This window comes from Pseudomonas sp. GP01-A4, assembly GCF_058780865.1.
Genome location: NZ_JBYSWF010000014.1, coordinates 24,688 through 39,489 on the forward strand (window position 1 = coordinate 24,688; position 14,802 = coordinate 39,489).

A 14,802-nucleotide genomic window follows, 5' to 3' on the forward strand; every position below is an offset into this window, starting at 1 on the left:
CCTGCCTTTATTGCACGGAAAAAAGGCTGGGTTCGGCCTGCATCAAAGCAAAGCGCGGGACCTGTTCGCCGTCAACTTCGACGGTCTCCAGGAACATGCTCAAGGGACGCACCCAAAAGCCGTAATCGCCATACAGTGCTTGGTAGAACACCACTTCCTCTTCGGTCTCGGAATGCCGCGCCACATTAAAAACGCGGTACTGCGGACCTTTATAATGCTGGTAGAGCCCTGGTTCGACTTTCATGCTCTGGCCCTCTTACAAAATTTGTTAAAAAAAAATATAAAAAATTCCAAAAAACAAAAACCGGGGCACTGGGCCCCGGCTTCCGTCAACGAAACGTTTAGATACGTTCGAAGACGGTGGAGATGCCTTGGCCGAGGCCAATGCACATGGTTGCAACCCCAAGGTTGCCGCCATTTTGCTTCATCACGTTAAGCAACGTGCCGGAGATACGAGCGCCGGAACACCCAAACGGGTGACCCAAGGCAATCGCGCCGCCGTGCAGGTTAACCTTCTCGTTCATCTTGTCGAGCACTTTCAAATCTTTCAGCACTGGCAGGGCCTGTGCGGCGAAAGCTTCGTTGAGCTCGAAGAAGTCGATGTCGGAGATAGTCAGGCCTGCGCGCTTCAATGCTTTTTGTGTGGCCGGTACTGGACCATAGCCCATGATTGCCGGGTCCACACCTGCGACTGCCATCGAACGAATCACGGCCATCGGCTGGATACCCAGGTCCTGGGCACGCTGGGCAGACATCACGATCATGCACGAAGCACCGTCAGTGATCTGCGACGAAGTACCGGCTGTCACGGTGCCGCCCTTTGGATTGAAGGCCGGCTTCAGGGCCGCCAGGCTTTCCAGGGTGGTGTCCGGACGAATGGTTTCGTCGTAGTCGAACAGTTTCAGGAAACCGTTCTCGTCGTAGCCGTTCATCGGGATGATTTCATCCTTGAACTTGCCTTCCACGGTTGCCCTGTGGGCCAACTGGTGGGAACGCAGGCCGAATGCATCCTGGGCTTCGCGGGTAATGCCGTGCATTTTGCCGAGCATTTCAGCGGTGAGGCCCATCATGCCCGAGGCTTTCGCCGCGTACAGGGACATGTGCGGGTTCGGATCCACACCGTGCATCATGCTGACGTGGCCCATGTGCTCCACGCCGCCAACCACGAACACATCACCGTTACCGGTCATGATCGCTTGGGCAGCGGTGTGCAGCGCGCTCATGGACGAGCCACACAGGCGGCTGACGGTCTGGCCGGCAGCGGTGTGCGGGATCTGCGTCATCAGGGAAGCCATGCGGGCGATGTTCCAGCCCTGCTCCAGGGTCTGGTTGACGCAACCCCAGATCACGTCTTCGACTTCGTTCGGGTCGACCTTGACGTTGCGTTCCAGCAATTTGCTGATCAGGTGCGCCGACATGTCTTCGGCACGGGTGTTGCGGTGCATGCCGCCCTTGGAGCGGCCCATCGGAGTACGACCGAAGTCGACAATCACGACGTCTCTTGGATTCAAGCTCATAAATATTCTCGCTCTAGTCGTCTGGGCACTTAACCGAAGAAGCTCTGGCCGTTCTTGGCCATCTCGCGCAGCTTCGCAGTCGGGTGGTACAGCGGGCCCAGATCAGCGTATTGATCAGCCAGGGCAACGAACTCGGCCACACCGATGGAATCGATGTAACGCAGCGCACCACCACGGAATGGAGGGAAACCAATACCGTAGACCAGGCCCATGTCGGCCTCGGCTGCGGTTTCAACGATGCCGTCTTCCAGGCAGCGCACGGTTTCCAGGCACAGGGCGATCATCATCCAGTTGACGATGTCCTCGTCGGACACTTCACGCTGTTCGTAGATGACCGGCGCGAGTACTTCGTGAACCGATGGGTCGGCCACTTTCTTCTGCTTGCCCTTCTTGTCGGTCTCGTAGGCGTAGAAGCCCTTGCCATTCTTCTGGCCCAGGCGCTTGGCTTCGTAGAGCGCGTCGATCGCCGAGCGGCGGTCGTCTTTCATGCGGTCCGGGAAGCCTTCAGCCATTACGTCGCGACCGTGGTGGCCGGTGTCGATGCCGACCACGTCCATCAGGTACGCCGGGCCCATTGGCCAGCCGAATTTTTCCATGACCTTGTCGATGCGCACGAAGTCCACACCGGCGCTGACCAGCTTGGCGAAACCGCCGAAGTACGGGAACAGTACGCGGTTGACCAGGAAGCCCGGGCAGTCATTGACGACGATCGGGTTCTTGCCCATTTTCTTGGCGTAGGCAACGGTGGTGGCAACGGCCAGCTCGCTGGACTTCTCGCCACGGATCACTTCCACCAGCGGCATCATGTGCACCGGGTTGAAGAAGTGCATGCCGACGAAGTTTTCCGGACGCTTGAGGGCCTTGGCCAGCAAGGTGATGGAAATGGTCGAGGTGTTGGACGCCAGGATCGTGTCTTCTTTCACCTGGGCTTCAACTTCAGCCAGTACCGCCTGCTTGACCTTCGGGTTCTCGACAACCGCTTCGACCACCAGGTCGACGTGGCCGAAATCACCGTAGGACAGGGTCGGACGAATGCCGTTAAGCACTTCAGCCATTTTCGCTGCAGTCATGCGGCCTTTATCAACGCGGCCTACCAGCAGCTTCGCGGCTTCTGCCAGACCCTGCTCGATGCCGTGCTCGTTGATGTCTTTCATCAGGATCGGCGTGCCTTTGGACGCCGACTGATAGGCGATACCGCCGCCCATGATACCGGCGCCGAGTACGGCAGCCTGTTTCACGTCGCGAGCGATTTCGTCGTAGGCCTTGGCCTTTTTCTTCAGTTCCTGATCGTTCAGGAACAGACCGATCAAGCTCTGCGCGGCAGAGGTCTTGGCCAGTTTGACGAAGCCGGCAGCTTCGACTTCCAGGGCTTTGTCGCGACCGAAGTTCGCGGCCTTCTGGATGGTCTTGATCGCTTCAACCGGCGCCGGGTAGTTCGGGCCGGCCTGGCCAGCCACGAAACCCTTGGCGGTTTCGAACGACATCATCTGTTCGATGGCGTTGAGCTTGAGTTTTTCCAGCTTTGGCTGACGCTTGGCCTTGTAGTCAAATTCGCCGCTGATGGCGCCCTTGATCAGGTTCAGCGCGGCTTCTGCCAGCTTGTCGGGAGCCACCACAGCATCCACGGCGCCGACTTTCAGCGCGTCTTCAGCACGGTTTTCCTTGCCGGCGGCAATCCACTCGATGGCATTGTCGGCACCGATGATTCGCGGCAGGCGCACGGTACCGCCGAAGCCTGGGTAGATGCCCAGCTTGACTTCCGGCAGGCCGATTTTCGCGGTGGCAGACATCACGCGGAAGTCGGCGGCCAGGCACATTTCCAGACCGCCGCCCAGGGCGATGCCATTGATCGCGGCAACGGTCGGCACGTTGAGGTCTTCGAAATCGCTGAAAATCTTGTTGGCTTCGAGGTTGCCAGCCACAAGCTCGGCATCGGGCAGCTTGAAGTTGTCGACGAATTCGGTGATGTCAGCGCCGACGATGAACACGTCCTTGCCGCTGGAGACGATCACGCCCTTGACCGAAGCATCTGCTTTGATGGTGTCTACGGCCTGACGCAATTCATTCAGGGTTAGACGGTTGAACTTGTTGACGGACTCACCCTTGAGGTCGAATTTCAATTCGACGATGCCACTTTCAAGAGCCTTAACCGTGATGGCTTTACCTTCGTAAATCATCAACTGATCTCCACGATATGGAAGCTGAACAGTACACGTCGGACGCAGGATTCAGCGTAGGCACTGACGTTACCGTCGATGCTAACGCCAAGTTGCCAGGCACACCCGCCAACGCGATAGTCGGGATTCTGTACGAACGGTCTGAAAGACAAACGCTCAATTCATACGCCCGTTTGATTTGGGTACGTCACCTTCAGCCAAATCCGACGAATTGTCAATCGCTCGAAAGGGCCGCAAAAACGCGACTTTTCAGTCATTTCAGAACCCGGGGCAGCCGGCATCGCCCCGCCAATGTTTAATCATTCGCGAAATCAATAATGTGAATTTTGATTTAAAGGGCTGTACAGAACCGAATATGCGGCTAGGCTAGCGGCACGTAAAACGAATTACCGGCCTGCCTGGCCAACTCCAGCCCGATGATGCTTTCGGGCTTTTTAATGCCCGCAGGAATCTCAGGCCAGCGCCTTGAGTACTGCGTCAATGTCCTGCAACACGCTCAACTCGCCCTTCTCGCCCCAGTACAGGGTGATCATTTGCTTGTCGGCTTCGACTTTGTAGACGTTCGCCGGCAGCGTCGCAAAATGTGGCAACAACTTTTCATCGACGCAGGTTTCCTGCCACTGATTGACCCAAACCCCCGGCTCCAACTGCCAGTAACTCCAGGTCACCCGCGTGGTGCCACGCCGTGGCCGGTGATACTGGGCACACGGGCTTGGCGGCTCGTGCTTGAGCCAGTGTGGCCATTCCTGGGGCGTCAGTTGCATGGCCAGGCCAATGCGCCGCGCCTCCATGCGCAAAGCCATGCGCCCGCTCGAATGGCGCGAAGGACGCAGCCACGCCAGGGGGCTTAAAACCAGCGCAAGGATTGACACCACTATCCAGACCGTCATATGTGTACTCCCGAATTTCTTGATGAGCGGATTTGACCTGACGCAACCCCATCCGCTTGAAACCAGCCATACTGAACTTATCGCTTTCCCTTGGAGGACTCCTCATGCCCTACGAACATATTCTGGTCGCCGTGGACCTGACCGAAGAATGCGACCCCGTGATCAAGCGGGCCGTAGGCCTTGCAGGCGACTCGGTGAAGCTGTCCCTGGTGCATATCGTCGAACCGATGGCCATGGCCTTTGGCGGCGATGTGCCGATGGACCTTTCCCAACTGCAACAGCAGCAGTTCGACCAGGCCAAGGAACGCCTTGACCGGCTGATCAACAAGTACCCTGCCCTGAAAAAAGACCAGAGCCACCTGACCTACGGCCAGCCGCGCCAGGAAATCCACCACCTGGCCAAGGAGCAAGGTTGCGACCTGATCGTGGTCGGCAGCCACGGCCGTCACGGCCTGGCCTTGCTGCTGGGCTCCACCGCCAATGACGTGCTGCACGGCGCACCTTGCGATGTGCTGGCCGTGAAACTGGTCAAGAGCTCGTAAGACCAACGGCAATCCAATGTGGGAGCGGGCTTGTGTGGGAGCGGGCTTGCTCGCGAAAGCGGTGGATCAGTCGACAAATATATGGACTGACACACCGCATTCGCGAGCAAGCCCGCTCCCACATCTGAACCGCGTTTCATACAAAAAACCCGGCGCTCATACAAATGAGCGCCGGGTTTTTTATTGCGCTTGAATCACTCAGGCATCCAGCTCGGCCCAGCGTTCAACCAGGGCTTCAAGCTCGCTGTTAAGCTGCTCGAGGGATGCAATCACCTTGGCGGTTTCTGCAGCCGGACGCAGGTAGAAACCCGCGTCAGCCATTTCAGCTTCAACGGCAGCAATCTGCTGTTCCTTGGCGTCGATATCACCCGGCAGTGCTTCCAGCTCACGTTGCAGCTTGTAGCTGAGCTTCTTCTTCGCAGCAGGTGCTTCCTGGGCTGGTGCCGGAGCAGCAGCCACTGGAGCAACCACGGCCGAGGTCAAGTCAGCCTTGCCGGACTTGCTCTCGGTCACGCCCAGCAGGCGCGGCGAGCCGCCCTGGCGCAGCCAGTCCTGGTAACCACCGACGTATTCACGCACCTTGCCTTCACCTTCGAAGACCAGGGTGCTGGTGACCACGTTATCGAGGAATGCCCGGTCGTGACTGACCATCAGCACGGTGCCGTTGAAGGTCAGCAGGACCTCTTCCAGCAGTTCCAGGGTTTCCACGTCGAGGTCGTTGGTCGGTTCGTCGAGTACCAGCAGGTTGGCTGGCTTGCTGAACAACTTGGCCAGCAGCAGGCGCGCACGCTCACCACCGGACAAGGCCTTGACCGGCGTACGTGCACGCTGCGGGCTGAACAGGAAGTCGCCCAGGTAGCTCAGCACGTGGCGGCTCTGGCCGTCGATGTCGATAAAGTCGCGACCTTCGGCGACGTTGTCGATCACGGTTTTTTCCAGGTCCAACTGGTGGCGCAACTGGTCGAAGTAGGCCACGTCGATGCGCGTGCCCTCTTCCACGGTACCGCTGGTGGGTTGCAGGCCGTTGAGCATCAGCTTGAGCAAGGTGGTCTTGCCGGTACCGTTGGCGCCGAGCAGGCCGATACGGTCGCCGCGCTGCAGGACCATGGAGAAGTCCTTGATCAGGAACGGGCCGTCCGGGTGATGGAAGCTGACGTTTTCCAGCACCATCACTTGCTTGCCCGACTTGTCGGCGGTGTCCAGCTGGATATTGGCCTTGCCGGTGCGTTCACGGCGCTCGCTGCGCTCGACACGCAGGGCTTTCAGGGCACGTACGCGGCCTTCGTTACGGGTGCGGCGGGCCTTGATGCCCTGGCGGATCCAGACTTCTTCCTGGGCCAGCTTCTTATCGAACAGGGCATTGGCGGTTTCTTCCGCAGACAGCGCGGCTTCTTTGTGCACCAGGAAACTGGCGTAGTCGCCGTTCCAGTCGATCAGGCCACCACGGTCCAGTTCGAGGATGCGGGTTGCCAGGTTCTGCAGGAAGGAACGGTCGTGCGTGATGAACAGCACGGCGCCCTGGAAATCCTTGAGGGCTTCTTCAAGCCAGGCGATTGCGCCGATGTCCAGGTGGTTGGTCGGTTCGTCGAGCAGCAACAGATCCGGTTCGGAAACCAGGGCCTGGGCCAGCAGGACGCGGCGACGCCAGCCGCCGGACAATTCGGCGAGGGTCTTGTCGGCGGGCAGTTGCAGGCGGCTCAGGGTGCTGTCGACCAATTGCTGCAAGCGCCAGCCGTCGCGGGCTTCGAGGTCTTGCTGGACGTGCATCAGCTTGTCCAGGTCGGCTTCGGTGACGCAGTTCTGCGCCAGGTGATGGTATTCGGCGAGCAGTGCGCCCACGCCGTCGAGGCCTTCGGCAACCACGTCGAACACTGTCCGTCCGTCGGCCACCGGCAATTCTTGCGGCAATTCGCCAATCTTGAGGCCCGGGGCGCGCCAGACAGAGCCGTCATCGGGCTTCTGGTCGCCTTTTACCAGCTTCATCATGCTGGACTTGCCGGTGCCGTTGCGGCCGATGATGCACACCCGCTCACCACGGGCGATCTGCCAGGACACCTTGTCCAACAACGGCATAGCGCCGAAAGCAAGGGACACATCGCTGAATTTGAGCAGGGTCATACGCTTCTCCAAAAACTGGGCGCGCATTCTACCTGACTTAGGGCTCGAGGCGGCCGGCATTTTCGCCGTTGACACGTTCTGTTGGACATTTCAGATGAACTTGAACGAAGCGACCGGCAAAGCTTTCACCGGTCGCGGGCAAAAGGCTAAGCTAGGGGCAATCAGTGTCGGCGACGTCGGCACTAGTCCAGATTCCTCTGCACGGACGTCTCATGCGCAGTCGCCTTTTCAGCTTTTTATCTTGTCTGCTTCTTTCTGCCACCGCCGTTCAATCCGCCCAGGCCGTGGACCTCACCACCCAACGTCAATATTACGATGAAGCCAAACGAGCCCTCGCCAAAGGCGACAGCGGCCCGTATTTCCAATACAGCCAGGCCCTGGCCGACTACCCGTTGACGCCGTACCTCGCCTACGACGAGCTCACCGCACGACTGAAAACCGCCAGCAACGAGGAGATCGAACAATTCCTCGCCAAAAACGGCGACCTGCCCCAGGCCAACTGGATGAAACTGCGCTGGTTGCGCTGGCTGGCCGACCGTGGCGACTGGCAAACCTTTGAAAAGTACTACGACGCCAAACTCAATTTCGTCGAACTGGACTGCCTCCATGGCCAATTCCAGCTGACCCACAACCAAAAAGCCGAAGGTTATAAAACCACCGAGAAGCTGTGGCTGACCGGTAAATCCCAGCCTGCTGCCTGTGATGCCACCTTTGGCCAGTGGGCCGCCGACGGCCAACTGACCGAACAGAAGATCTGGGACCGCGCCAAGCTGGCCGCCGAAGCCCGCAACTATCCGTTGGCCAATAGCCTGGTGAAGACCCTGCCGACCCTCGGCGCCCAGGGCCGCCTGATGGTGGACGTGGCACAGAAGCCCGACATGCTCGGCGACCCATCGCGCTTCCTGCCGGCCAACGAAGCCATGTCCGATGCCGTAGGCCTTGGCCTGCGCCGCCTGGCACGCCAGGACCCGGACAAGGCCATGGCCCTGCTCGACGGTTATGCCAGCAGCATGCACTTCTCTCGTGACGAAAAAGTGTCGATCGCCCGGGAAATAGGCCTGACCCTGGCGCGTCGCTACGACCCGCGCGCCCTTGACGTGATGACCAAATACGATCCGGAACTGCGGGACAACACCGTTTCCGAATGGCGCCTGCGCCTGCTGTTGCGCCTGGCCCGCTGGGAAGACGCCTACCAGTTGACCCGCAAGCTGCCCCAGGATTTGGCCACCACCAACCGCTGGCGCTACTGGCAGGCCCGCAGCCTGGAACTGGCAGAGCCGAAGAACCCGCAAGCCCTGGTGATGTACAAGGGCCTGGCCAAGGAACGAGACTTTTACGGTTTCCTGGCGGCGGATCGCTCCCAGTCCCCGTACCAACTGAACAACAAGCCACTGGTGATGAGCCAGGCGCTGATGAACAAGGTACGCAACACACCGGGCGTGCGCCGCGCCCTGGAGTTCTACGCCCGTGGCCAGATCGTTGATGGCCGCCGCGAGTGGTACCACGTCAGCCGGCACTTCAACCGCGACGAAATGGTCGCCCAGGCCAAGTTGGCCTATGACATGAAGTGGTACTTCCCGGCGATCCGCACCATCAGCCAGGCGCAGTACTGGGACGACCTGGACATCCGCTTCCCGATGGCCCACCGCGACACCCTCGTGCGAGAAGCCAAGGTCCGCGGCGTGCATTCCAGCTGGGTATTTGCAATCACCCGCCAGGAAAGCGCCTTCATGGACGACGCGCGTTCCGGCGTCGGTGCCACCGGCCTGATGCAACTGATGCCCGGCACCGCCAAGGAGACTGCGCGAAAGTTCAGCATCCCGCTGGCTTCGCAGCAGCAGGTGCTCGACCCGGACAAGAACATCCAGCTCGGCGCCGCCTACCTGAGCCAGGTCCACGCCCAGTTCAACGGCAACCGCGTGCTCGCCACCGCTGCCTACAACGCCGGCCCGGGCCGTGTACGCCAATGGCTGCGCGGCGCCGATCACCTGAGTTTCGATGTGTGGGTGGAAAGCATCCCGTTCGACGAAACCCGCCAGTATGTGCAGAACGTGCTGTCCTATTCGGTGATCTACGGGCAGAAGCTCAATGCACCGCAGCCGCTGGTGGATTGGCATGAGCGGTATTTTGATGATCAGTAAGTAACGCTGTCCCATAAAAAATGCCCGCATTGAGAGATGCGGGCATTTTTTGTGGGCGGTGAATCAGTGGGTGGTCGACTCACCATCACTGAACTGCAACGCCGCCAGCCGTGCATACAGCGGATTGCCGGCGATCAGCTGCTGATGCGTCCCCACCGCCACCAGCTTGCCCTGGTCCATCACGGCAATCCGGTCGGCATTCTTCACCGTGGCCAGCCGGTGGGCAATGACCAGGGTGGTGCGCCCTTCCATCAACTGCGGCAGCGCCTGCTGGATCAGGTGTTCGCTCTGGGCGTCCAGCGCGCTGGTAGCTTCGTCCAGCAGCAGGATCGGTGCATCCACCAACAAGGCCCGGGCGATGGCCAGGCGTTGGCGCTGGCCGCCGGAGAGGCCCATGCCGCCGTCGCCCAGGTGGGTCTGGTAGCCGTCGGGCATTTGCAAAATGAAGTCGTGGGCGTGGGCGATGCGCGCCGCCTCCTCGACCTGGGCAAAGGTGGCCGTCGGATTGCCGTAGCGGATGTTCTCTTCGACAGTGCCAAAGAACAGCGCCGGGCTCTGGGACACCAGGGCGAAACAGCGGCGCAGGTCCAGCGGATCCAGCTCGGTCAGCGGGTGGCCTTCAAGCAGGATGCGGCCTTGCTGGGGATCGTAGAAACGCAGCAACAGATCGAACATCGTCGATTTACCCGCACCGGACGGACCGACCAGGGCCAGGGTTTCGCCTGCATTGATGCTCAGGCTCAAGCCGTCGATGGCAAAACGATCCGGGCGCGACGGATAGGAGAAACGCAAATCCTGGATTTCCAGGCGGCCGCTGACCCGCTCCGGCAGCTTGATCACGTTGGCTTCGGGCGCCTTGATCTCATTGCTCGACTGCAGCAATTCGCCAATCCGCTCCGCCGCACCGGCGGCGCGCTGCAACTCGCCCAACACTTCACTCAAGGTACCGACGGCACTGCCGACGATCAGGCTGTAGAACACGAACGCCGCCAGCTCACCACCGGAAATGCGCCCGCCGATCACGTCCATGCCGCCGACCCAGAGCATCACGCCCACGGCGCCCAGCACCAGCATGATCACCAGGGTAATCAGCCAGGCGCGCTGCACGATGCGTTTGCGGGCGGTGGTGAAGGCCTCTTCCACCGTCAGCGCGAAGCGCTGTTCGTCCTGGACCTGGTGGTTGTAGGCCTGCACGGTCTTGATCTGGCCGAGGGTCTCGGACACATAGCTGCCGACATCGGCGATGCGGTCCTGGCTCTGGCGCGACAGGCTGCGTACCCGACGGCCGAAGATCAGGATCGGCGCCAGCACCAGTGGCAGCGCTATCACGACGATGCTGGTGAGCTTGGGGTTGGTGACAAACAGCAGCACGATCCCGCCGATCACCATCAAGGCGTTGCGCAGGAACAGCGACAGCGAGGAGCCGATCACCGATTGCAGCAAGGTGGTGTCGGTGGTCAGCCGGGACTGGATTTCCGAGCTGCGGTTGTTTTCGTAGAAGCCCGGATGCAGGTAGATCAAGTGGTTGAACACTTGCCGCCGGATGTCCGCCACCACCCGCTCGCCGATCCACGACACCAGGTAAAACCGCGCAAAGGTGCCCACCGCCAGGCCCAGCACCAGGATCATGAACAGACCGATGGACTGGTTGAGCAGGTGCGGCGACTGGGTCATGAACCCCTGGTCCACCAGCAGGCGAATACCCTGGCCCATGGACAAGGTAATGCCGGCGGTGACGATCAGCGCCAACAAGGCGCCCAGGGCCTGCCAGCGGTAGGGAGCGACGAAGCGACTGGCCAGGCGAATCGCGCGGCGTTGACGGGCTGAGAGCATGGAGGGTTTCACCTGAAGGTTGGAGACGGGAACCTGCATAGCTACATGGGGGGAACTTGAGCGAATCACAATGAGTCAGGTTAATTATGCTCACCGAACCTAGGCCCTAGAGGCTATCGGTCTAAGGACCGGCTGGAAATTTGTATCGGTTTCTGCTGGACTGGGCATTCGATCTGCGGGCCGCGCAAGGAGTTGTAACAACGCGGTCACGCGGGGGTTTTAAAGTAGGTACACAACCTGATGAGGAGACGGGCCATGTCCTTGCAAAACAGCAGCAACGCCAAAATTCAAGTGATCCGCCAACCGCAGCAATTGCCTTGCTCGTATATCGACGCTCAGGGCCGCGAAGTGCAAATCACCGAAGAAATGATCCAGAGCGCGTGCGCCGAACTGGAACAGAAATTGGTCAAGCCTGCCAAGCGAGGCTGATTCGCCCACGCTCTCTTAAACCCGGCCTTGATGGCCGGGTTTTTTATGCCTTCAGATTGCCTGTGCGCCCAATGCTGCCACGATGCTCGACAAGGCGGCAGACTCGCCGTTGATCCGCACTTTCAAGCCGTCAATCTCACGCCGCTCGGGGTAGTGCTTGCGCAATAGGTCGAAGGCCTTGCGCTGCTCATCCACTGTGCCTACCAGGCTGCGGCGGAAATCCGCGTCATCACGGCGCGGGTCGTACATGCTGCGGCACAGCGTCGCCAGGGCCCAGGCCGGATCGGTATTGGCATTGAGGTTGACTTCGGCCAGCCACGGCTCCGGCAGCAAGTCGCTCAATTGAATCGTCGGGTCCTGACCAAGATGCCGGCAAAACGCCTGATAGATCTGCGCCGTGCCGCGCTGCTTGCCGTCCAGGCTGTAGCCGGCGATATGCGGGGTGGCCAGCACACACAGGTCGGCCAGGTCGACGTCCACCTGCGGCTCGCCTTCCCACACATCCAGCACGGCCTGCAGGTCTTCGCGCGCCAGCAGCACCTCCTTGAGGGCGGCGTTGTCCACCACCGGGCCGCGGCTGGCGTTGATCAGCCAGGCACCGGGCTTGAGCTGGTTGAGGCGCTCGCGGTCGAACAAGTGCCAGGTGGAGCCGTTGCCGGATTTGTTCAGCGGCGTGTGCAGGCTGATCACATCGCACTGCTCGACGATCTGCTCCAGGCTGACGTAATCACCGTTCTCGGCGATCTGCCGGGGCGGGTCGCACACCAGCACGTTCCAGCCCAACGCCTTGAGCACCTTGACCAGACGCCCGCCGACTTCACCGGCCCCCACCACACCGTAGGTGCGCTGGGCCAGGTCGGCGCCTTCGATCTCGGCCAGGGTCAGCAGGCTGCCCAGCACATAGTCGACCACGCCACGGGCATTGCAGCCGGGGGCGCTGGACCACTGGATGCCGGCGCGCTGGAAGTAATCGAGGTCGAGGTGATCAGTGCCGATGGTGCAGGTGCCGACAAACCGCACCGGCGTGCCTTCGAGCAAGGCCCGGTTGACGTTGGTCACTGAACGCACCAGCAGCACATCGGCCTGTTCGATCGTCGCGCGGTCGATGGACCGGCCCGGAACCCGGCGAATCTCGCCGAATCCTTCAAAGAATGCATCGAGCAGCGGGATATTTTCGTCGGCAACAATCAGCATGGCAGGCTCCTTTCGCGGATCAGCAGTGTACAGCGGTTTTACTTGTGGCGAGGGAGCTTGCTCCCGCTGGAGTGCGCAGCGCTCCCAAATGCAGCACCGTGTTTTTTCAGGTACACATCGGTTGCCCGTTCTGGGGCTGCTGAGCAGCCCCGCGGGAGCAAGCTCCCTCGCCACAGCAAGCGCCCTCGCCACAAAACGCTGCATCTGCGCGGGGATGTGTTTACAAATCCACAACACAGGTTTTTTCCTGACCAACACGTCAAGGCGTAGAATGCGCCGTCCTGCGCTCCCCCTATCGGACATCTGTACGTGAACACTGCCACAACCACCACCGCCCTTTCTCGCCCCGCCCGCGTCAGCCTTGAAGTGCGCAACCTGCTGGCCCTGGCGCTGCCGATCATGATCGGGCAACTGGCGACCACCGCCATGGGGTTCGTCGATGCCGTGATGGCCGGGCGTGTCAGCTCCCGAGACCTGGCGGCGGTCGCCCTGGGCAACTCCATCTGGATCCCGGTGTACCTGCTGATGACCGGCACCCTGTTGGCCACCACGCCGAAAGTCGCCCAGCGCTTTGGTGCCGGCACCCACGGTGAAATCGGCCCGCTGGTGCGCCAGTCGATGTGGCTGGCACTGGTGGTGGGAATTACCGCGCTGCTGTTGCTGATCAGCGCCGAACCGATCCTGCACCTGATGAAGGTCGATCCCGAGCTGATCAAGCCCTGCATGGGCTACCTGCACGGCATCGCTTCGGGCATGCCGGCCATTGCGTTGTATTACGTGCTGCGCTGCTTCAGCGACGGGCTGGGCCGAACGCGGCCGAGCATGGTCATGGGCCTGTGCGGGCTGGCGCTGAATATTCCGCTGAACTATGTGTTTATCTACGGCCACTTCGGCGTGCCGGCCATGGGCGGCATCGGTTGCGGCTGGGCCACGGCGATCGTGATGTGGGTGATGATGCTCGGCCTGGCCGCCTGGACCCGCTGGGCGCCGGTGTATCAGAGCAGCGAGCTGTTCAAGCGCTTTGACTGGCCGCAATGGTCGGTGATCAAGCGTGTGTTGAGCATTGGCTTGCCCATCGGGATCGCGGTGTTCGCCGAGTCGAGCATTTTTGCGGTGATCGCGCTGCTGATCGGCAGCCTCGGCGCCACGGTGGTGGCCGGGCACCAGATCGCGCTGAACTTCAGTTCGCTGGTGTTCATGATCCCCTATTCCCTGAGCATGGCGGTCACCGTGCGCGTGGGCCAGGCCCTGGGCCGAGGAGAACCCCGTGAGGCGCGCTTTGCCGCAGGTGTCGGAATGGGCACCGCGCTGGTGTATGCCTGCCTGTCTTGCAGCCTGATGCTGCTGTTTCGCGAACAGATCGCCACCATCTACACTCAGGACCCGCTGGTGATCCAGGTGGCGGCGATGCTGATTGTGTTTGCGGCGCTGTTTCAGTTCTCGGACGCGATCCAGGTCACGGCCGCCGGCGCACTACGTGGTTACCAGGACACTCGGGTGACCATGGTGCTGACGTTGTTTGCGTATTGGGGCGTGGGCTTGCCGGTGGGCTACGCGCTGGGGCTGACCGAGTGGCTGGGCGACGCCCGCGGCCCGAGCGGCTTGTGGCAGGGGCTGATCGTGGGCCTGAGCTGTGCCGCGGCGATGTTGGTGATCCGCCTGGTGCGCAGCGCACGCAAGCGGATTCGCCGGGCTTAAGCCGATTTCTTGCGGATCCAGTATAGGTAGGTACCGGCCTGCTCCTGCTGGTCCACCAGTTCATGGTCGAGAAACACGCAGAACTTGGGGATGTCGCGACGGGTCGACGGATCGGTCGCGATCACCTTGAGCAAGCCTCCGGGCGCCAGGTCGCGGATGTGCTGGTGCAGCATCATCACCGGTTCCGGGCAGTTGAGGCCGGTGGCGTCGAGGACGGCATCGACGGGTAAATCAGGGGTCAGGCTCATGGTTTACTCCTAAAC

12 protein-coding genes are annotated in these 14,802 nt (G+C 60.9%); 4 read left to right on the plus strand and 8 right to left on the minus strand.

Annotated features, from left to right (window positions below):
• Nucleotides 1-7 precede the first annotated feature (7 nt).
• From AC3WKX_RS10980 to AC3WKX_RS10995, 4 genes are all read right to left on the minus strand, one after another.
• Nucleotides 8-244 carry a DUF1653 domain-containing protein gene (locus AC3WKX_RS10980; protein ID WP_008437597.1) on the minus strand — a complete coding sequence of 79 codons (237 nt, stop codon included), beginning with the start codon at nucleotides 242-244 and terminating at the stop codon, nucleotides 8-10.
• A 97-nt stretch (nucleotides 245-341) separates the two neighbouring features.
• Nucleotides 342-1,517, minus strand: a complete 1,176-nt coding sequence (gene fadA, locus AC3WKX_RS10985; RefSeq protein ID WP_102605710.1) for an acetyl-CoA C-acyltransferase FadA — start codon at nucleotides 1,515-1,517, stop codon at nucleotides 342-344.
• 29 nt (nucleotides 1,518-1,546) lie between these two features.
• Entirely contained in the window at nucleotides 1,547-3,694 is a 2,148-nt protein-coding gene (gene fadB / locus AC3WKX_RS10990) for a fatty acid oxidation complex subunit alpha FadB (protein WP_003218979.1), read from the minus strand.
• A gap of 452 nt (nucleotides 3,695-4,146) precedes the next feature.
• Nucleotides 4,147-4,584: a hypothetical protein gene (locus AC3WKX_RS10995; protein ID WP_003218981.1), complete on the minus strand. Its 438-nt coding sequence runs from the start codon at nucleotides 4,582-4,584 to the stop codon at nucleotides 4,147-4,149.
• 104 nt (nucleotides 4,585-4,688) lie between these two features.
• Between AC3WKX_RS10995 and AC3WKX_RS11000 the strand changes: the two genes are divergently transcribed.
• Nucleotides 4,689-5,126 carry a universal stress protein gene (locus AC3WKX_RS11000; protein WP_003218985.1) on the plus strand — a complete coding sequence of 146 codons (438 nt, stop codon included), beginning with the start codon at nucleotides 4,689-4,691 and terminating at the stop codon, nucleotides 5,124-5,126.
• A 198-nt stretch (nucleotides 5,127-5,324) separates the two neighbouring features.
• Here AC3WKX_RS11000 and AC3WKX_RS11005 read toward each other — a convergent pair whose 3' ends face one another.
• On the minus strand, nucleotides 5,325-7,244 hold the full coding sequence (locus AC3WKX_RS11005; protein ID WP_003218986.1) for an ATP-binding cassette domain-containing protein: 1,920 nt from the start codon (nucleotides 7,242-7,244) through the stop codon (nucleotides 5,325-5,327).
• A gap of 212 nt (nucleotides 7,245-7,456) precedes the next feature.
• Here AC3WKX_RS11005 and AC3WKX_RS11010 point away from each other — a divergent pair, with 212 nt between their 5' ends.
• The gene (locus AC3WKX_RS11010) at nucleotides 7,457-9,385 is read left to right on the plus strand and encodes a transglycosylase SLT domain-containing protein (protein ID WP_008437594.1); all 1,929 of its coding nucleotides are present in this window, start codon (nucleotides 7,457-7,459) and stop codon (nucleotides 9,383-9,385) included.
• A gap of 63 nt (nucleotides 9,386-9,448) precedes the next feature.
• On the opposite strand, the gene AC3WKX_RS11015 is transcribed toward AC3WKX_RS11010, so the two are convergent.
• The gene (locus AC3WKX_RS11015) at nucleotides 9,449-11,257 is read right to left on the minus strand and encodes an ABC transporter transmembrane domain-containing protein (RefSeq protein ID WP_173883013.1); all 1,809 of its coding nucleotides are present in this window, start codon (nucleotides 11,255-11,257) and stop codon (nucleotides 9,449-9,451) included.
• 216 nt (nucleotides 11,258-11,473) lie between these two features.
• On the opposite strand from AC3WKX_RS11015, the gene AC3WKX_RS11020 reads away from it, so the two are divergent.
• Nucleotides 11,474-11,647, plus strand: coding sequence for a PA1571 family protein (locus tag AC3WKX_RS11020; protein WP_003218992.1), 174 nt, complete (start codon nucleotides 11,474-11,476; stop codon nucleotides 11,645-11,647).
• A gap of 51 nt (nucleotides 11,648-11,698) precedes the next feature.
• Here the strand turns inward: AC3WKX_RS11020 and pdxB are convergent, their stop codons facing one another.
• Nucleotides 11,699-12,841 (minus strand): 4-phosphoerythronate dehydrogenase PdxB, encoded by a 1,143-nt coding sequence (gene pdxB / locus AC3WKX_RS11025; protein WP_102605712.1) that lies wholly within the window; start codon nucleotides 12,839-12,841, stop codon nucleotides 11,699-11,701.
• A 309-nt stretch (nucleotides 12,842-13,150) separates the two neighbouring features.
• Here pdxB and AC3WKX_RS11030 point away from each other — a divergent pair, with 309 nt between their 5' ends.
• The gene (locus AC3WKX_RS11030; RefSeq protein ID WP_032899660.1) at nucleotides 13,151-14,539 is read left to right on the plus strand and encodes an MATE family efflux transporter; all 1,389 of its coding nucleotides are present in this window, start codon (nucleotides 13,151-13,153) and stop codon (nucleotides 14,537-14,539) included.
• Here the strand turns inward: AC3WKX_RS11030 and tusA are convergent.
• Nucleotides 14,536-14,787 (minus strand): sulfurtransferase TusA, encoded by a 252-nt coding sequence (gene tusA, locus AC3WKX_RS11035; RefSeq protein ID WP_003218998.1) that lies wholly within the window; start codon nucleotides 14,785-14,787, stop codon nucleotides 14,536-14,538. The genes AC3WKX_RS11030 and tusA overlap by 4 nt on opposite strands.
• Nucleotides 14,788-14,802: the final 15 nt, after the last annotated feature.